The following is a 19,171-nucleotide window of genomic DNA, read 5'->3' on the forward strand; positions in this document are numbered from 1 at the left end:
TCAGGCCATTCCTGCGCAGCTTCGCGCCCCGTGTAAAATTGTCAGCGTCGATAGGCCGGCCATTCGCCACCCAGATTCATTGTGAGCTTTTTGGCAACGGGGCCCAGTACGCGTTTCATCTCGGCGATCTCTGCTGCGCCGAAGCGCTCGCGCGGCCCCGACAGCGAGATCACGCCGACGAGCATGCCGCGCGGGCCGAACACAGGTGCAGCCACCGCTGCGCAGCTCGGATCGCGTTCGCCGAGCGAGACATCAAAACCAGTGGCGCGAATGGCGTCATAGCGTTTGCCGGTGCTGCCGGCGTAAGCGAGAATGATGTGTCCGGCCGCGCCGCGCAGTAGCGCATAGCTGTGACCGGCCTCGACGCGGTCGAGCGTCGCGTGACGCGAATTCACCCGAAACAGGCAGACGCGGTTGTCGGCATCCTGCCGCACATGGAACGACGCGCTCTCGGTGCCGCGATCGACCAGCTCCTGCAACGCCGGCACCACATGATGGCCGAGCGCATTCTTGCGGGTGAAAGCGACGCCAAGGCGAAATGCGGTCGGCCCGAGGTCGTAGCTACCATCCGGCAGCCGCGTGACATAACCGGTCGGGATCAGCGAGCTCAAAAGGCGCAGGATGGTGCTCTTGTAGAAGCCCGTACGAGCAGCGAGTTCGGCCAGCATCATCGGTTGGTCAGCGGTTTCGAGCGCCGCCACAATGGACAAAGCCCGCTCGACGGCTGCGACGCCCTCGCCGGCTTCTCGCACCGGGACGTCCGTCGTTGCAGGTTTGGTCGCAGGCTTCTTCATGGGAGCTTCCGATCAGGCCGTACGCGACGCCTTGATGACGCGCGCCAAAACCGGCCAGTAGAGGTCGCCATCACCGGCGTCAATCGCCTCGCCCAGGATCTTGTCGGCAAGTTCCGCGCCTTGCAGCTTGATGTTCACCGACTTGGCAAGATCGAGCGCGTAGGAGATGTCCTTGCGAGCATATTCAGTCGAGAAGGCCCGCTCCGGGAAGGTGTCGGGCAGCATCGCCTTCATGCCGTGATTGCGCAGCGCAAAGCTGTCAGCCGAGCCCTTGGCGAGCGTCTCAAACACCAGCTTGGGATCGAGCCCGGCCCGTTTGGCCGTTTCCAGCGCCTCGCCGAGCGCGACGACGGTTTCCATCAGCACCATATTGTTGAGGATCTTGACCACCTGGCCGGCGCCGATATCGCCGCAATGGGTGATGTCGGTGGCGAAAGTGGCGATCAGCGGCTGCAGCTTGGCGAAGATCGCCGCGCTGGCGCCGACCATGACGCTCAACGTGCCCTCTTCCGCGGCCTGTCGCGTCCGCGCGATCGGCGCATCGGCATAGGCCGCGCCCCTGGCGGCAAAGCGCTTGGCGAGTTCGCGGCTGGCTTCGACCGGTGAGGTGCCGAGATCGACGACGGTGTGGCGCGCATCGGCATGCGCGAGCAGCCCGTCATCGCCCTCGCACACGGCCTGCACATGCTTACCGCTGGGCAGCGCCATGAAGATGACGCCGCACTGCTTGGCGAGTTCGGCCAGCGAGTTTGCGCGCTTGACACCGGCTTCCGCGAGACGCGCGAGCGGCGCATCGGCGCGGTCGAAGCCGTAGACCGGCACACCCGACTTGCGGGCCAGATTGCGGCACATCGGCTCGCCCATCACACCAAGACCGATAAAACCAATGGCAGTCACCATGCCGCACTCCTTCGTCTTCATTCCAAGAGAGATCGAGAAGCGGGCGCAGCCAGGCTGCACCCGCGATGTCGTGGTTCGCTTAGCCCTTGACCAGCGGGCAGTTGCCTTCGCTCATCGGCCGGAACGCCTGTTCGCCGGGTGAGGTGGTGATGACTTTGTAGTAATCGAACTTATACTTCGATTCTTCCGGCTTCTTTACCTGCACCAGATACATGTTGTGCAACACGCGGCCATCGGGACGCACAGTGACGTCCTTGTTGTACATGTCGTTGACCTTCATCTCGTGCATCTTCTTGGCAACCACGGCCGGGTCCTTGGTGCCCGCGGCCTTCACGGCGGCGAGATAGTGATGCACACCGCTATACACACCGGCCTGCACCATGCTGGGGACCTTGTTGTTGGTCATCGCGAAATAGCGCTTGGTCCAGGCGCGGGTCTCGTCATTGAGGTCCCAGTAGAACGAGGTCGTCACCTGCAGGCCCTGCGTCGCCTTGAGACCGAGCGCATTGACGTCGGTGATGAAGACGAGAAGACCGGCGAGCTGCTGTCCGCTCTCGACGATGCCGAATTCACCGGCCTGCTTGATGGCGGTCTGCACATCGGCGCCCGAGGTGGCGAGGCCGACGACCTTGGCCTTCGAGCCCTGCGCCTGCAGCAGGAACGAGGCCATGTCGGTGGTTCCGAGCGGATGGGCGGACGAGCCGATCACCTTGCCGCCGGCGCCTTCGATGAACTTCGTCGCATCACGCTGCAAAGCGTGTCCAAAGGCATAATCGGCAGAGATGAAATACCAGGTGTTGCCACCGGCCTTGGTGATGGCCTCAGAGGTCAGCTTCGACAGCGCATAGGTGTCGTAGTTGAAATGGAAGCTCACCGGCGAGCAGGCCTTGCCGGTGAAGTCCGACGATCCCGGGCCGCTGATGGTGAAGATCTTGCCCTTCTGCTTTGCCACTTCGAGGATGGCGAAGCCGGCCGACGATGCGGCGCCGTCGGCGATCATGTCGACGTTCTCGGTATCGAACCAGCGGCGCGCGGTGGCCGCAGCGACGTCCGGCTTGTTCTGGTGATCGGCGGTGAGCACCTCGATCTTCTGGCCGTTGATCTCACCGCCGAAATCTTCAGCTGCAAGCTTGGCCGCGGCCACCGAGCCGACGCCGCCATTGTCGGCGAACACGCCTGACTGGTCGTTCAACACGCCGATCTTGATGGTCTCGGCAGCGCTGGCGACCTGCGCCGACAGCAAGAGTGCGGCGGATAGATAAAGACTTTTCGTGAATGCCCTGGTTGTCATGTGATGCCCTCTCCTCAGATTTTCTGTTGTTGTTTGATTTTCTCAAGCACCGGCGCGATGTAACGCCGGAATTGCGCGGGATTCTCGCTCATCGGGAAATGGCCCAGCTGCTCCATTACGGTGACTTCCGCACCCGCGATGCCGGAGGCCGTTCGCACGGTGTCTTCGGGCATGCAGGAGAAGTCGTACTCGCCGGTAAGCAGATAGAGCGGACAGATCTTGGTATCGATCGCCTTCGTGCGACCGCGCAGGTCGCCGTCGACGCGATAGAAATACAGATCGCCCTTGAACACGCCGGGGCCGCCCTGCTTGTAGGCCCACAGGGTTTCCATCCGCGCCTCCGCAGGAGACTGCGGCGCAACGAGACCGGATACCAGCGCGGCACAGACTTCGCCGCCATGGATATCCGGCCGATTAAGCCAGGTGGTGTCGTACCACGGCGCCTGGAAGTCCGCGGCTTCGAGGCCGATCAAGGCGCGGAATTCGCTGGCGTGATCGATGGCGAGATTGAGCACGATGCGGCCGCCGATCGAACAGCCCATCACGACGGGCTTGTCGAGATCGAGCGCCGCACTGAATGCGCGGATCGTCTGCGTATAGCGCGCGGTGGTGAGCTGATATTCGCTGCCGTCCCAATTCGCTGGTGGATTCGACTTGCCATGCCAGGGCATGTCGAAGGCAATGATGCGGAAGTGTTTGGTGAACTGTTCATCCGCCAGGAGATAGCGCCATTGCCGGTTGTCCGAGCCGGCGGTGTGCAGGCAGACCAGCGGAATGCCTTGGCCGGCTTCCTCGAAATAGATCCGGTGCGTGATGCTGTCGATATCGACATGCACGTAACGCCCGATCATCGGTTCGATATATCCGGTCATGATGCAGCTCCCGACTTGCGCGGCAGTGCCAGCAGATCCTTGAAATACTGCAGATGGGTCATGAAGGGCTTGATGTCACCTTCGAGGTGGGCTTCGCCGCGCTTGGTCAGCGACAGAAGATCATGCCAGCCGGCTTTCGGCATTGGCTGCCAGAATGCGATCCATGTGTCAGGCGTCGCGCGATAGCCGAAAGTCCACGACCGCATCAGCACCGGCGCCGACACCATGTCGATGATGCGGCCGGCGCGGATGGCGACGTGAAACGCCTGCTCGGTCGAGCCAAGCAGACAATCGACGTCGAGAAAGCGGCCGCGCTGGATCAGCGCAGTGTCACTCTCCAGCAGCGTCGGAAGCTGCGAGAACAGCTCGCTGACGGGATCAGATTTTTTCAAGACCGGACTCCCTGATGATGCGCCCCCACAGCTCGGTCTGCTTGGCGACGTGCTCGGCGAGGCCTTCCGGCGTGCTGACATCCGGCTCGAGACCGATATCGGCGAAAAATTTTTTCGCCTCATCCGTCGCCATGACCTGCAGGAAAGCCTTATTGAGCTTCTGCACGATGTCGGCCGGCACATTCTTCGGCGCAAACAACCCGCTCCAGGCAGCGAAGTCGTAGCCGGGCAGACCGACCGCGGCCATCGGTGCCACATCCGGTAGCGACGCGACCTTCTGCGGTGTCGTCACGCCGAGCGCGCGGAGGCTGCCATTGTTGATGAACTCACGCGTCACGGCCACGTCGGTAATGATGAATTCGATGCGGCCTCCGAGCAGATCGGTGATCGCCTGCGGCGTGCCGGGATAGGAGATGCGCACCGCGTCGATGCTCGCCATGGATCTCACGAGCTGGGCCGCCGCCATGCTGCCGGTATTGCCGCTGCCATAGCTCAGCTTGCCTGGATTGGCCTTGGCGTAAGCGATGAACTCCTTGAGGTCCTTCGCCGGAAAATCCTTGGCGACCACCATCACCAGCGGGTTGCGCGTCAACCGCGCGATCGGCGTGAAGTCAGCGACGGGATCGAAAGGCATCTTGTTGTAGAGATGCACATTGGCCGAATGGGTCGAATTGGTCGCGAGATACAGCGTATAGCCGTCGCCCGGCGCGCGCGCGACTTCGGCCGCGCCGATATTGGCGTTGGCGCCCGGCTTGTTGTCGACGAGGATCTTCTGGCCCAGCACGGCGCCGACTTTTTCGGCGAGGAAGCGCGCTTCCACATCGGTGGCGCTGCCGGCCGGGAACGGCACCAGCAGCCGGATCATCTTGCTCGGATAGACGTCCTGCGCCTGCGCCGGTGTGAACACCGCTGCCATCGCCGCCAGCATGCCTGCCATCGCGACGCGCCGCGTGAGCGACCACGCCGCAGCCCACTGCTCTCTCATGCTTCAACTCCCAATCGATGTTCTTGATGATTTTGTTGTTCAGCGCGCCCGACGCGTGATGACCGACACGCTAGTGGCGCGCGTCGCGGCATCTGCCGCTGCGCTCTCCACCATCTCGCATCGTCCAATCGTACGCATGTTCCATCTCATTCAATCCCAGAACGTTCTGTCTGCCAGAACTGTTGTTCTATTATATCAACATATGATTGGATGCCGCGCAAGTGAGGCTGAGTCAACCGCTTCCGACGACCAAGAAAGTGCACTTCGACATGACCTATCCCAACATCGAGCTTTACGTGGACGGACACTGGCGCCGGGCTTCCGGCACGCCGATCATCAATCCCGCCGACGAGAGCGTGCTAGGGACGGTGCCGCATGCGACGAAAGCCGATCTCGACGATGCGCTCGATGCGGCGGTGCGCGGCTTCAATGTTTGGCGCAAGACGGCACCGAACGCGCGCGCGCAAATCATTCTGAAGGCTGCGACGTTGATCCGCTCGCGCGTCGACGAGATGGCGACGGCGATGGTGCTGGAGCAAGGCAAGCCGCTCGATCAGGCGAAGCTCGAAATCCTGCGCGGCTGCGAGATCATCGAATGGGATGCAAGCGAAGGCATGCGCATGTATGGCCGCGTGATCCCGGCCGGCCCCGGTCTGCAACACACCGTATATCGCCAGCCGATCGGCCCCGTTGCAGCATTCTCGCCGTGGAATTTCCCAATGAGCTCACCGGCGCGCAAGGTGGCCGGCGCGCTGTCGTCGGGCTGTTCGATCATCCTGAAAGCTTCGGAAGAAACCCCGGCCGGCGCGCTGCAGCTGGCGCGCGCGTTCCATGATGCAGGCTTGCCCGCGGGCGTACTCAATCTCGTGTTCGGCGATCCTGCCGAAATCTCCGGCTATCTGGTGCCGCATCAGGCCATCCGCCTGATCACCTTCACCGGCTCGGTGCCGGTCGGCAAACATCTCGCCGCCATGGCCGGTCAGCACATGAAGCCGGCGATCATGGAGCTCGGCGGACATGGCCCGGTGATCGTCTGCGACGATGCTGATCCCGTCACCACCGCCCAGGCTTCGGTCGTCACCAAGTCACGCAATGCCGGTCAGGTTTGCGTCGCGCCGACGCGTTTCTTCGTGCACGAGAAGAACTTTGAGATCTTCGCAAAGAGTTTTGCCGAAGGCGCCGCCAAGCTGAAGATCGGCAATGGCATGGATCCATCCACGCAGCTCGGGCCTTTAGCGAATTCACGACGCGTCAACGCCATGGAACGGCTCGTGTCGGACGCCAAGGACCGCGGCGCGCGCGTGCTCGCGGGTGGCCAGCGCATCAACAATCGCGGTTACTTCTATCCACTCACCGTGCTCGCCGACGTGCCCGACGATGCATTGGCGATGAACGAGGAGCCGTTCGGTCCGCTCGCTCTCGTCAATCCGGTGCGCGATCTCGACGAAGCCATCGCCAAGGCCAATGCATTGCCGTTCGGCCTTGCCGCCTATGCCTTCACGAAGTCAGCCGACAACGTGCAGCGGATCTCCAACGACGTGGAAACCGGTAACCTCACTATCAACCACTTCGTCGCATCCACAGCGGAGACCCCGTTCGGCGGCGTCAAGGACTCAGGCTATGGCCGCGAAGGCGGTACCGAGGGCCTCGCCTGCTACACGGTGACGAAGAACGTGTCGCATAAATTTGCGTGAGACATTCGTGGAGGCTGGGAAGCACTCTGGTTCTTCAAACGACTTTTGAAGAACCAGAGTCGCACGGGTGCAATTTACCGACACGATCTGCTCTCGTGCGATTGGTTTAAGCGACGGTACCGCTCCCAAAAATACATCGTCCGCGAAGTGGGTCAGTGGCGAGAAGTTGTCATGCAAACGGAAGCTTCGGCGAGCGCCGGGCCTGCGAGTGGGGAAAGGTCACCCCAGCCTGCGCGCCTCAGCTCGCACCGAGATCGTAGACCTGTAGAACGCTACGGCCGCGCGTGCAGGTGACGCGCCGGCCGCGGCCTTCCTTCCGGATCTTGATGCCTACGCGCCGCCCCCGACGATCGTGGCGCTCGCGACAACCATACAAAGAAGCAGGTTTAAGAGCATCCACGCCTCCGCACCGCCCCCCAAGCGGAACTTCTGCAAAACTCATCCATGTCCGCTTTGCGCCAAGAGCCGCCCTCAGGTCACACCTCTAGTCCTTTAGGCCGTATGACCTGAGCCGGCCAATTTGCGGCGCGCGGGCTCAAAGTCGAAACCCAAATCTCCCCGCGGGAAGAAATGTGCGGCCGCGCGCCAACTTGGAGGAAGCGCGCGACCGCGGCGCCGCGAGAGCTACGACAGCCTCGTGGCGGACTACTTGCGGCGAACCGCTATCGTGTTTTGCGGGCGAAGCCGGCTTCGCTACCCAATGATCGCTTTGACCTCCAGATATTCCTCGAAGCCGAAAACCCCGAACTCGCGCCCGTTGCCGGACTGCTTGTATCCTCCAAACGGCAGGCTGCGGTCGAATGCAGCGCCGTTGAGGTAAACACGCCCTGCGCGGATGCGATTGGCGACGCTACGCGCTCGGATGCGGTCACGCGATTGCACGAAGCCCGCCAGTCCGAACGGCGTATCATTGGCAATCTCGATGGCCTCGTCCTCGCTATCATAGCTCATGATGGACAGCACAGGACCGAACACCTCATCGCGCGCAATTCTCATTTGCGACGTCACGTCGCCGAACACGGTGGGGCGAACGTAATATCCGCGATTGAGCCCCGCCGGCCGGCCCGTTCCACCCGTTACCAAGGTCGCGCCCTCGTCAATGCCGGACTGGATCAGGTCCCGCACTTTTTCGAACTGTGACTGGCTCACCAAGGGGCCCATGGTGGACGCCGGATCGAGCGGATCGCCAAGACGGATGCTGCCGACGGCTTCGCTAGCCGCGGCGAAGGCTGCGTCGCGCTGCGCGCGCGGAATCAGCATGCGCGTGGGCGACTGGCAATTCTGGCCTGCATTTGTGTAGCAGGCGTGAACGCCCTGTATCACGGCAGCTTTCAAATCGGCATCAGAAAGGATGATATTGGCGGACTTGCCGCCCAGCTCTTGCGCGACGCGCTTGACGGTGTCCGCCGCCAGCTTGGCCACCCGGACGCCAGCCGTTGTCGATCCGGTAAACGACACCATGTCGATCTCGGGATGGGCGGCGATCGCCTCGCCCACCGTCGGACCATCGCCATTCACCACATTGAACACACCCGGCGGGATGCCGGCCTCGTGCACGATCTCGGCGAACAGCATGGAGCTCAGTGGCGCGATCTCGCTGGGCTTGAGAATGACCGTGCAGCCGGCCGCCAGCGCCGGCGCAACCTTGGACGCCACCTGGTTCAGCGGCCAGTTCCAAGGCGTGATCAGGCCGCAGACGCCGATCGGCTCGCGGCGAACGACCCCGCCTCCCATCGGTTCTTCGAACCTGTAGTCCGCAAGCACGCGCGCAGCTTCCTCGAAATGAAACAGCGCAACGGTCGCCTGGCGCTCGGTCGCAAAGGTGATCGGTGATCCCATTTCCAGCGTCATCATCCGCGCCAGTTCCGGCAGACGCGCCCTGAAGCCCTCAATGATCTTGTGAAGAAAGACGAGGCGGTCTTTCACGCTCACCTCGGAATATATGGCGAAGGCGCGGCGGGCCGCCTGCGCGGCCCGGTCCACATCCTGGCGGGAGCCCAGGCTGATCCTCGCGAAGGCCTCCTCCGTCGCAGGATTGAAAATTTTGAGAGTTGACGGCGTGACCGGATCCACCCAGGCGCCGTCGATATAGAACTTCAGCTTGTCCATCTTCTCCACCCGTGACGCCCATACGAGGCGTAGCCATTGTGTCCGGGCTTACGCCCGGCCGTCGCTGTTCGCCGTAATTCCCGCTGCCGTGTGTTTTAAAGATGCCTGCCCTCGTCCACCGGCACGACGATCCCCGTTGAACTCGTCAGATTGACGATGCAGGCCATCACCGCTCTTGCGACATCGTCGGGCGTCGTGATGCGGGCAAGCGGCAGTTTTTCGGCGACCCGCTGCAACTGTTCCCGCGTCCGGCCGGCGACGAAATCCGTATCCACGCCGGCCGGCGAAATGGAAAACACCCGGATTTTGGGTGCGAGCACTTTCGCGAGCGCGATCGTCAGCGCGTCGACGCCCGCCTTGGCGGACAGATAGGCCAGGCTGCTTCCCAGCCCGGTGCGGGCGGCAATGGACGAAATGTTCACAATGGCAGCGCCGCTGCCGCGCTCGAGCAATGGACGGAAAGCGCGCACCATGGCGAAAGGCCCCCGCAGGTTGACGATCACGGTCCGGTCGAAGATCTCGTCGGTCAGTGCGTCAAGATCGTTGGCGGGCACTGGCGTCGTGGCGCCTCCACAATTGACCAGTACATCGAGCCGGCCGTACTCCTTCTCCACCCGCGCCGCGGCTTCGGCGATAGAGGATGGATCGTCGATCGCGATGCGCAGAGCGAGATGCCCGGTACCCTGCAGCCCGCTCACGACATCTTCCGCCAGCTCCTTGCGGCTGTTGTAGCCGACCACGACAGCCGATCCGCTGGCGGCGAGGCGCGCCGCTGTCGCCTTGCCAATCCCGCTGCCGCCGCCCGTGACGAGCGCCACTGTGGGAGTCGATAGCGCGGGAACATCGATGCGGATCATGTCGGTCACTCAATCACCCGATCGTCAGACGACGAGCCCGGACCAGCGCAAGCAGGATAACACTGCACTGCGCGGTGCCGGCCTCGCCCTTGCTACATTGCAATTTTTGCCGCCTCGATTGCCGGGCGCCACTTGGCGAGTTCGGCCGCGACGAATGCCTTGAGATCGTCCGGCGATCCGCCGACGCCCAGCAATGCATTCTGCCCGAGAATAGCCTTTCCCTTTTCACTCTGAAGAAAGCTGTTCACGATGCTGTTCAACTTGGCGACGATCTCGGGCGACGTCCCGATCGGCGCGACCATGGCGTACCACGCTGAAGCCTCGAAGCCCTTGAAGCCCGTCTCCTGCACTGTGGGCACGGCCGGCAGTTGCGCGGCCCGCTGGCTGGTCGTGACGGCAAGCGCCTGAACTTTTCCGGAGGTGACCAGCGGTACATAGGTCGGCATGAAGTCGATGACGATATCGATCTGACCGCCGAGCAAATCTGTCATCAGCGGTGATGTGCCGCGATACGGCACGTTGGTCATCTTGACGCCGACGGACCGCTGCACCAGTTCCGACGTGATGTGTCCGAGCGTACCGTTGCCGGGATGTCCCACATTGACCTTGCCGGGGTTCTGCTTCGCATAAGCGATCAGCTCTTCGAACGTCTTCGCTGGAAAGTCGGCGCGCGCGGTCACGATGAGCGGGGACTTAGCGACGAGAACGACCGGCGTGAAATCCTTTTCGGAATCATAGGCCAGCCCCTTATACATCAGCTTGTTGAGCGCAATCGGCGCAGGCGTGCCGAACAGAAGCGTGTAGCCGTCAGCGCTCGCCTTGGCCACGGCCGCACCGCCAATGCTACCGCCTGCCCCCGCACGATTGTCGACGATGAACTGCTTGCCGAGCGCCTCGCTCAGTGCCTGGCCGACCGCGCGCGCGAGCGTATCGACGGCGGATCCTGCCGGAAACGGCACGATCATGGTGACGGTCCGTTCCGGCCATCCTTGCGCGGCGGCGTTGTGAATGGGCGTCAGGGCGAGCACGAGACCGCACAGGCCGACTAGCAATGCACGCATGTTTCCTCCGATTTTTAAGATGCAGGCTGTGCCCACTTGTTCAGCGCCATCTTCCGCAGCGCTTTCCCTGTTCGATTTCCTACAATCAAACCGCTATCGAAGTTGCGGAATGTGCCGCCGTTCCGCTGTACGGCATGGCTCGCTCACGCGCTTGCGTGAACAGTTCCCCGGCACGTCTGCCGGGGGCTCTTGTTTTCAACCCGGTGGTCGATCAGGCTCAGAACGACCGCAGGATCTGAACCGCGCCGTTGTAGAGGTTCTGATCGCGCACGGCGTAGGATGTGCCGGCTGGCTTGCCCACGACGTTGCCGGTGTAGGTGCCACCCAGGCTCTGATCCATGCGGCTGTAGATGAATTCCGCCGAGAGCGTCAGATTCTGAACGGGCGTCCAGGCTGTTCTGGTGCCGACCTGCGTGGTGGCAAAGTCGAAATTGTTGCTGGTCCCGGACAGAACGCCGGCGGACGAAGCCCCTGCCGAGGACGAACTGGTGCCGAAGCCCCGCGTGGTCGAGGCGAATGCGCCTGCCAACAGAGCGTTGCCCGCGTCGCCGTAAGAGATGTGGCTGTAGTTGGCGAACAGAGAGGTGCGCCACGCGGGGTTCCAGTAATGCTCGAAGAAGCCGCTGACTTCCCAGGCCGAGCTCTGCACGATCTGGCCGCCGGGCGCATAGACGCCATCGAGAACATAGCCGAAGCCGACGGTGTTGCCATCAAACTTGGCGAACCGCCCGCCGCCCAGCGTATCGACGGTGCCCGCGAAGACGTATTTCGCGGCGCCCTTGGCGTAAGAGGCTTCCAGCTTGAGGCTGTCGCCCGCGCCGGTTGGCAGGTTCTTGAACTCGACGGCGCCGCTCACGGCGAAGCCATAGGCATCGTCAGGGTGGCCGGAGGGTTCATTGGTGTAGTATTGCGCCGTCGCCTGATGAAGGGCTGCAGCGAAATGCAGCGTGCCCCATGCCTGATCGAGGCGCAGGTTGCCGACGACGTCCGGCATATGGTTGCCGCCGGCGGCATTACCGAGGAACGTGTTCGACGACGAGCCATAGAATGCACCGGTGAACTGCGAGGCACCGGGCGCCACGATGAACGTGTTCACGTTCCACAGGCCGGCATTGCGATAGGGCGACGCGTTCTCGAGCGAGATGGTGCCGGAGACGCCGTTACCGAACGACGCCGTATAGGCCAGCTGCGGAATGCCCGTCGCATTGTTGGAGCCCGCGAAGAAACCGGACGCAATGGTCGGCTTGGCGAGCGCCCATTGCGGGTCGAATTGCGAGACGGCCTTGCCGAAGGTGAAACCTGCGAACTGGATGAACGCGAAGTCTACTTCGACGAAGCCGCCAGCGATGCTTTCACGTCCCTGTGCGAAGTCGAAATGAATGTTGGAGAATGTGCGAAGCAGACCATATTCGGTCGCCGTGCGCGTATCGGTGGTCAGCGTCAGGCGCGGCTTGGTGTTGAAATAATCCTTCGTGTAAAGATTGTTGCCGCCAGCGCCGCCGAACCAGTACGGCACGTCATAATTGCTCGCGGCATTGAATGCGGTATCGATGCGAAGTGCACCGCCGATCTTGATGCAAGTGTCGGTGCCCGGGATGTAGTAGAAGCCTGCGCCGTAGAGCGAGCAGATCTTCACATATTCGACCGCCTTGGCCTTCACCGGAAGATCGGCTGCGTGTGCACCGCTGATCGCGAGAATTCCTGCCGCCGAGCCGAGAACAAGAGTCTTGATAGTCGTCGTCATTATAGCCCTCCGAATTGCCTTCGTTTCCTCAGTGAAATCTTACTTGGCCGCCCATCGCCGGCTCGCCTTCGTTGTACGCGAGGGCGTAACGCTGTTTTGATATAAGATATTGATGGAGGGATCGGCCTGTCAACGACGGCGGCGAATTTCGGGCCAATGATGAACGGAGTGTGTCATTCGCGTTGCATTTACGCACAAATGAAGGGTGCCGTTTCGTCATCGCGAACAACTATCGAAACGCACGCGCGTAGCACGCCGAGAGCGATGATCGCGAGCCTACCAATGGAGCTCGTATCGCCTCGCTGCTGCATTGCCGGCGATCGCTTGAATGAATCGCTCCGCAAAATGGAGCGCATGCCGTGGGTCGCGCATGCATAGTGATATCATCGGGTGTGCAGGGCAGCGGGTCCGACATGGTCGGCGTATGAATGCCACCGAATTATTGTCGAGCTGACGTCATTCGATTCCACAGCGGAACTGTCAGCTCACGCCGCCATCGGCGATGATCGTCCGCCCGGTAAGCCATTTCGCGTCCGGCGACGCCAGAAACAGCGCCACACCGGCGATGTCGTCGGTCTGCCCGATGCGCCCGAGCGGTGTCATCGCTTCGATCCCCGCGCCGCGCTCGGCGAGGATCTGCGTCGTCATGTCGGTCTCGATGACGCCTGGTGCGATCGTGTTGACCGTGATTCCGCGCGGCCCGAACTCCTTGGCGAGGGCATGCGACAGAGCAGCAACCGCCGCCTTGGAGGCCGCATAGATCGAGGTGGTCGGGATCGGCCGGGTCGCAAGCGCGGAGGAGAAATTGATGATACGCCCCCCCGGTGCGGTCAGATGCGGGAGCGCCGCCTGAATGACCGCGATCGTGCCCAGGACATTGGTATCGAAGGTGGCGCGAAACATTTCGGAGTCGATCGCCTCGAACGGCCGGTATTCGGCAATGCCGGCGCAGTTCACCAGAATGTCGAGATGCTCGAACTGCGCAATGACCTGCGCAACCATCGTCCGCGCGTCGTCTGGATTGGAAATGTCACCGGCGACACCGATGCCCTGCGCGCCCAACTCGGCGATATCACCGAGTACCGCATGCGCCGCCGCGGACTCATTGCGGTAGCCGATCGCCACACGACAGCCCGCGCCGGCAAAACGCCGTGCGATCGCAGCTCCCATCCCGCGCGACCCGCCCGTGACCAGCACGACCTTGTTGCTCAACGAATCCCGGTCGGGCCGCCCTTGATCGCTGGTGCTCATGACCTGCCTGTTTCCGTGGGAGTGACTGCTGCGATGCCGGCGTGCGGCGCTATGTCTTCGACTGCCTTTTGCAATCGCAGGCTCCATTGCCGCAGATACACTTCGCGGCCTTCGGCATCCACACGCGGCGCTGCGTAAGCGACGAACGGTTCAAGAGCTGTCATGCCAAGATACTCGATCATCAGGCGCTGTGCCGGCCACAGCACAGTCTGGATATCGCCATAAGCGTCGCCAGCCGAGAACCGTTGCCGGGTGCCGCCGGTGCTGAGGCACAGCAGACCGCGCTTGTCGGGAAAGAAGCCGCTGTCGAAGCGGCGGCCATCGGCATAGGCGAAGCCAAAGGCAAGGACGCGGTCGAACCAGCCCTTCAGAATGGCCGGCATGCCGCCCCACCAGATCGGGTAGAGCCAGACGACAAGATCGGCGTCGCGAAGACGCTGCTGCTCACGCACGAGGTCGGCCGCGAAACCGCCGGTGCCGTGCGCATGGGCCTGTTCGGTCTGATAGTGAAAACGTTCCGCGTCCGCCATGGCATTGAAGTCGTGTCGGCCGGCGACCGGATCGAACCGTTCGGCATACAGATCGGACACCACCACCGCGTGGCCGGCCTGCCGCAATGTCGCGACACCGGCATCCTTCAGGGCACCCGTGAAGGAGGTCGGCTCGGGATGCGCATAGATCATCAGGACGTTCATCGCGATACTCTCACAAGCGACATCATCGGATCAGGCGCTCTTGGCCCGGCCGGCGAACAACCCGCTGGGGAAAAACAGCAGCACGATGAGCAGCACCGTCAGCGCCACGATGTTCTTGAAGCCCGCACCGAAGAACACGATGGCACCGGACTGGATGACGCCAAGGAAGATGCCGCCGATCAGCGCCGCCGGCGCACTGCCGAAGCCCCCGATGATCGCCGCGATGAAGCCGTTGATGCCGAACGGCCCTCCGACGCTGTAGGCCGTATATTGCGTTGGCGTGATGAGAATGCCGGCGGCGGCGCCCAGCGCTGCACTGAGTGCGAAGGACACGATCAGCATGCGCTCGACGGGAATGCCGAGCAATGCGGCGGCCTCGCGGTTCTGCGAACAGGCCCGCAAGGCGCGTCCCATCCGCGTGCGGTTGAAGAATTGCGTCAGAGCGAACACCATCAGGGCGCCGCAGCCGAGCACCCAGAACAACTGATAGCCGATCGCGATCGGCCCGATCTTCAACGGCCCGCCGGATGTGAATTCCGGATAGGTCCGCGGCTGATCGCCCAGAGTGAGAATGACGACCTGTTCGATCAGAAGCTGGATCGCCAGCGTCGCAAGAATGATCGCGAACAATGGCGCCTTGCGACGCCACATCGGATTGATGATAGCGATCTGGACGAGAACGCCGATGCCCGCGACCAGGATCGTCGATAGCACCGCCGAGACATACATCGGCAGGCCGAATTGCGTCAGCATCGTATGTGCGAACATGCCACCGAGCATGACGAACACGCCCTGCGCGAAATTGACGATGCCGCTGGCATTGTAGATGACGCAAAATCCGATCGCGACCAGTCCGTAGATCAGTCCGATACCGACGCCGGTGACGAGGCTCTGGACGAGTTCGACTGCGCTAGGCATGTGCTGCCTCCTCTACGCCGAGATAGGCGGCAATGACTTCGGGATGAACCTTGATTTCGTCCGGCGTGCCTTCGGCAATCTTCCGGCCGAAATCGAGCACGGCGATCCGATGTGCGATCCGCGTGACCAGACCGACATCGTGCTCGATCAACAGCACCGTGGTGCCCTGGCGGTTGATCTTCTGGATGATATGCGCGAGCCCATCGGTCTCCTGCGTATTGAGACCGGCGGCCGGCTCGTCGAGCAGCAGAAGTCGCGGCCTGGATGCCAAGGCGCGCGCGACTTCGAGCAGCCGTTGCTGACCATACGGCAGCAGTTCGGCATCGAGATCGGCCTGCGCGCCGAGCCCGACGAAATCGAGCAGTTCGCGCGCCCGTTCATGAACCTCGGCTTCCTGCCGGCGAAACCAGGAGGGCCGCAGCAGCGCCGCGGCGACGCCGCCTCGGGTGGCGAGGTGGCAGCCGACCTCGACATTCTCGGCGACGGACATCCCCTTGAACAGCTGCACGAGCTGAAACGTCCGGATCACCCCCATGGCGGCGATCTGATCCTGGCGCATGCGCGTGGTGTCGCGGCCATCGAAGGCGATGCTTCCCGAGGTCGAATTGAGGAAGCCGGAGATCATGCTGAAGAATGTCGTCTTGCCCGCGCCATTCGGACCGATGACCGCGAACAGGCTGCCTTGCGGCACGTCGAGATCGATCTCGTTATTGGCAAGCAACCCGCTGAAACGCTTGGTCAGACCTTTGACCTTGAGGAGAGCCATGGTCACGCCTCCCCTTTGTCTTTGCGCGGGCGAAACAGTCCACCGAGTGCCGACAGGCCCTTGGGCGCATAGATCAGCATCAACAGCAAGACCAGCGCGTAGGCGATGTCCTGGAAGCGGCCGGTGCTGCGGAAGATTTCCGGTAACAGCGATGCGACGATTGCGCCGATCACCGGACCGATCAGCGTACCGACACCTCCGACATAGAGCATCGTAAAGGTTACGATGACCATCTGCGGACCGAACACTTCGGGGCTGATGAAGCCGACCGTATGCGCGAACAGCGATCCGGCGGCCGACGCATACAATCCGGCGATGACGAAGGCGATAAGCTTGAAGCGCGAAATCCGAATGCCGAGCGCAGCGGCGCCGTTCTCGCTTCCGGAAATGGCGCGCAGTCCGCGGCCAAAACGGGAATCGCGCAGACGCTGCGAGATCCAGAAACCGACCAGCAGCAGCCCGCCGAGACAGAGCAGCTTCACCCGTTCGTCTTCGACGGTCAGCGTTCCGATGCCGAGCGGTGGAATGCCGGCATAGCCCATATAGCCCTGGGTCAGGCTGGTCCACTGGACCGAGATGTCATAGGTAATGAGGCCCAGCGCGAAGGTCGCCATCGCGAGATAGTGGCCGCGCAGACGCAGCGTCGGATAGCCAATCACCAGCGCGGCTATTCCCGCCACGCCCATCGAGGCGATCAGGGCAAGCGCAGGCTCCCAGTTGTACTGCACACAGAGAATGGCGCTGCCATAGCCGCCGATGCAGGCGAAGGCGTTCTGGCCGAACGAGGCCTGCCCCGTATAGCCCATGAAGAAATTCAATCCGAGGCAGAAGATGCCATAGATCATCGCGAGCTGCATCACCGTCAGCAGATAGCCGCCATAGATCAGCACGGCGACAAACAGCAGCGCGCCTGCCCCAAGCAGGCCGATTGAGAACCGGTCGAGACGCGCAACCGGCTTAGGTGAAGTAATAGCGAGCAAGGTCATGGTGCGATTCAATCTCGTGCGTCGGCAACTCGGCCCGAACGCTTCCAGAGGCAAGAATGTAAACGCGCTGGGCGAGCTTGAGCGCCAGCGGCGCTTTCTGCTCGACCAGCAAGATACCCAGACCCTCCTTGTTGAGGGCGCCGAGCGTCGACAGGATTTCGGAAGCGACGCGCGGCGCAAGGCCGAGCGACGGCTCGTCGAGAATGAGCAGTTTTGGATCGGCCATCAGTGCCCGGCCGACAGCCAGCATCTGCTGCTCGCCGCCGGACATGGACGATGCGGTCTGGTCGATACGCTCGCGCAGCCGTGGAAACAGGGAGAACACCTTCTCCAGCTGCCGCTCGCTGTGGGCCTGCGGTCCGGACAGTTTGTAGGCGCCGAGTTGCAGATTCTCCCGCACGCTCATGTCACCGAACAGGCCCCGCCCTTCCTGCACCATGATGATACCGAGCCCGGCCAGCTCATGGGTGCGTAGATGAGTGACATCCCGGCCGTTGAACACAATCTGCCCGGTGCTGGCGATCAGCCGCGTGATGGCGCGAAGCAAGGTGGTCTTGCCGGCTCCGTTCGGTCCCAGAATGGTCACGAACTCACCGGGCGCCACATGGAGCGCGGTCGACCGCAGCGCTTCGATATGACCGTAGCGGGCCGTCAGATCGCGGACAGCGATCAGGGGGACAATGTCCGCCATCGCCGTCACTTCTTGAGAACCAGAACGCCGTCCTTCACGGAGGCGATCACGTAGGGATTCTTGATAATCCCGATATGGTTCTCCGCGCTGAAGTCGTAGGACGCGCCCGCACCGTCGTAATGGCCGAGTTTCTCGAACGCATCGCGTACGGCCGCCCCATCGGTCGAATTCGCCTTCTTCATGGCGGCAGCCATCATCATGATCGAGTCCCAGGCGCGCGAGGCCTGCGCGTTGTCGGACTTGCCGAACTTCGCCTTCATCGCCTTGACGAACGGCTCCGCGGCCGCGCGGGCGGCGGGATCCGTGATGACCTTGATGTCGTCGGCTGCCACCTGAATAAGCGGCGACGGGACCAGATACTGGTCGCCAAGCACCTTGCCCGCCGAGAGCAGAATATCGAGCTCGTTGATACTGCCCAGCATCAGCATCCTGGTCAGGCCGAGGCTGCGGATGTTGTTGACGACGGTTACCACCGCATTGCCTTGCCCCAGCATGATGATCGCCCCGGCGCCAGCCGCATTGATGCGCCCGATCTGAACGCTGAAGTCGGCGTCGTCCTGCTGGTAGGACTCATTGGCCACGACGGTCAGTCCGAATTCCTCGGCGCCCTTTTCCGCCAGGCCGCGCATCAACAGGCTGTACGGGCTCGGATCGGAGAGGATTCCGACCTTACGGATATCGGTCTTGTCCTTGAGATACTGATAGCGCGCAGCCACCTCGAATTTGGGTGGCGGCAGGAACTGGAAGGCCCACTTCTGCTCGTCCGGCTGGCGCGGCAGAATGGAACAGAGAAACATCGGCAACTTGGCTCTGGAGACGAAGCTCGCGGCGGCAAAGTTGCCGGCCGAGATGCAGCCGCTGTCGAAGGCGGCGACCTTGTCGTCTGTCATCATTTTCCGATAGACGACCACTGCCTGCTGCGGCGTCGACTTGTTGTCTTCGATCACCAGTTCGAGCTTCTTGCCCAGGACGCCGCCTTGCGCATTGACCGCCTCAATGGCGATCTGCATCCCGTCACGCCAGTGACCGTCGGTCGCCGACCCGTATCCCGTCAAACCCAGCGACGATCCGATCTTGATCGTCTGCTGCGCTGACGCCGGCAGTGCCAGCGCGAGCGCGAACAGCGTGGCGCAAATTGACGCCTTGTGTGGTCTCATGTCTCCCT

The 19,171-nt window shown here is 62.4% G+C and carries 18 protein-coding genes; 1 reads left to right on the plus strand and 17 read right to left on the minus strand.

All coding sequences use genetic code 11. The features are described 5' to 3' along the window. Positions 1–41 precede the first annotated feature (41 nt). From CHC01_RS18250 to CHC01_RS18275, 6 genes are all read right to left on the minus strand, one after another. On the minus strand, positions 42–794 hold the full coding sequence (locus CHC01_RS18250) for an IclR family transcriptional regulator (RefSeq protein WP_089265607.1): 753 nt from the start codon (positions 792–794) through the stop codon (positions 42–44). A 12-nt stretch (positions 795–806) separates the two neighbouring features. Then, positions 807–1,694 (minus strand): NAD(P)-dependent oxidoreductase, encoded by an 888-nt coding sequence (locus tag CHC01_RS18255; RefSeq protein WP_089265745.1) that lies wholly within the window; start codon positions 1,692–1,694, stop codon positions 807–809. A gap of 79 nt (positions 1,695–1,773) precedes the next feature. Beyond that, positions 1,774–2,985 carry an ABC transporter substrate-binding protein gene (locus CHC01_RS18260; RefSeq protein WP_089265608.1) on the minus strand — a complete coding sequence of 404 codons (1,212 nt, stop codon included), beginning with the start codon at positions 2,983–2,985 and terminating at the stop codon, positions 1,774–1,776. 14 nt (positions 2,986–2,999) lie between these two features. Next, on the minus strand, positions 3,000–3,857 hold the full coding sequence (locus CHC01_RS18265) for an alpha/beta fold hydrolase (protein ID WP_089265609.1): 858 nt from the start codon (positions 3,855–3,857) through the stop codon (positions 3,000–3,002). Continuing rightward, on the minus strand, positions 3,854–4,249 hold the full coding sequence (locus tag CHC01_RS18270; protein WP_089265610.1) for a hypothetical protein: 396 nt from the start codon (positions 4,247–4,249) through the stop codon (positions 3,854–3,856). The genes CHC01_RS18265 and CHC01_RS18270 overlap by 4 nt, the downstream gene beginning before the upstream one ends. Continuing rightward, a complete protein-coding gene (locus CHC01_RS18275; protein WP_089265611.1) occupies positions 4,236–5,234 on the minus strand; it encodes a Bug family tripartite tricarboxylate transporter substrate binding protein in 999 nt (332 codons plus the stop codon). Before CHC01_RS18275 ends, CHC01_RS18270 begins: the two co-directional genes overlap by 14 nt. 269 nt (positions 5,235–5,503) lie before the next feature. Here CHC01_RS18275 and CHC01_RS18280 point away from each other — a divergent pair, with 269 nt between their 5' ends. Then, positions 5,504–6,928, plus strand: coding sequence for an NAD-dependent succinate-semialdehyde dehydrogenase (locus CHC01_RS18280; protein ID WP_089265746.1), 1,425 nt, complete (start codon positions 5,504–5,506; stop codon positions 6,926–6,928). Between the two features lie 693 nt (positions 6,929–7,621). On the opposite strand, the gene CHC01_RS18285 is transcribed toward CHC01_RS18280, so the two are convergent. From CHC01_RS18285 to CHC01_RS18335, 11 genes are all read right to left on the minus strand, one after another. Then, complete coding sequence (locus CHC01_RS18285) at positions 7,622–9,037, minus strand: aldehyde dehydrogenase family protein (RefSeq protein WP_089265612.1); 1,416 nt, start codon at positions 9,035–9,037, stop codon at positions 7,622–7,624. 95 nt (positions 9,038–9,132) lie between these two features. After that, positions 9,133–9,894, minus strand: a complete 762-nt coding sequence (locus tag CHC01_RS18290; protein WP_089265613.1) for an SDR family NAD(P)-dependent oxidoreductase — start codon at positions 9,892–9,894, stop codon at positions 9,133–9,135. Positions 9,895–9,986: 92 nt separating this feature from the next. Then, positions 9,987–10,955, minus strand: coding sequence for a Bug family tripartite tricarboxylate transporter substrate binding protein (locus CHC01_RS18295; RefSeq protein WP_089265614.1), 969 nt, complete (start codon positions 10,953–10,955; stop codon positions 9,987–9,989). A 217-nt stretch (positions 10,956–11,172) separates the two neighbouring features. Beyond that, positions 11,173–12,699: a porin gene (locus tag CHC01_RS18300; protein WP_089265615.1), complete on the minus strand. Its 1,527-nt coding sequence runs from the start codon at positions 12,697–12,699 to the stop codon at positions 11,173–11,175. A 480-nt stretch (positions 12,700–13,179) separates the two neighbouring features. After that, on the minus strand, positions 13,180–13,950 hold the full coding sequence (locus CHC01_RS18305) for an SDR family NAD(P)-dependent oxidoreductase (RefSeq protein ID WP_089265616.1): 771 nt from the start codon (positions 13,948–13,950) through the stop codon (positions 13,180–13,182). Then, the gene (locus CHC01_RS18310) at positions 13,947–14,645 is read right to left on the minus strand and encodes an NAD(P)H-dependent oxidoreductase (RefSeq protein ID WP_089265617.1); all 699 of its coding nucleotides are present in this window, start codon (positions 14,643–14,645) and stop codon (positions 13,947–13,949) included. The genes CHC01_RS18305 and CHC01_RS18310 overlap by 4 nt, the downstream gene beginning before the upstream one ends. A 30-nt stretch (positions 14,646–14,675) precedes the next feature. After that, entirely contained in the window at positions 14,676–15,563 is an 888-nt protein-coding gene (locus tag CHC01_RS18315) for a branched-chain amino acid ABC transporter permease (protein ID WP_089265618.1), read from the minus strand. Continuing rightward, positions 15,556–16,329, minus strand: coding sequence for an ABC transporter ATP-binding protein (locus CHC01_RS18320; protein ID WP_089265619.1), 774 nt, complete (start codon positions 16,327–16,329; stop codon positions 15,556–15,558). The genes CHC01_RS18315 and CHC01_RS18320 overlap by 8 nt, the downstream gene beginning before the upstream one ends. A gap of 2 nt (positions 16,330–16,331) precedes the next feature. Then, positions 16,332–17,315 (minus strand): branched-chain amino acid ABC transporter permease, encoded by a 984-nt coding sequence (locus tag CHC01_RS18325; protein ID WP_089265620.1) that lies wholly within the window; start codon positions 17,313–17,315, stop codon positions 16,332–16,334. Next, the gene (locus CHC01_RS18330; protein ID WP_244558396.1) at positions 17,287–18,006 is read right to left on the minus strand and encodes an ABC transporter ATP-binding protein; all 720 of its coding nucleotides are present in this window, start codon (positions 18,004–18,006) and stop codon (positions 17,287–17,289) included. The genes CHC01_RS18325 and CHC01_RS18330 overlap by 29 nt, the downstream gene beginning before the upstream one ends. Before the next feature lie 5 nt (positions 18,007–18,011). Continuing rightward, positions 18,012–19,163, minus strand: coding sequence for an ABC transporter substrate-binding protein (locus CHC01_RS18335; RefSeq protein WP_089265622.1), 1,152 nt, complete (start codon positions 19,161–19,163; stop codon positions 18,012–18,014). Positions 19,164–19,171: the final 8 nt, after the last annotated feature.

The organism is Tardiphaga sp. OK246 (assembly GCF_900188215.1).
GTDB lineage: Bacteria > Pseudomonadota > Alphaproteobacteria > Rhizobiales > Xanthobacteraceae > Tardiphaga > Tardiphaga robiniae.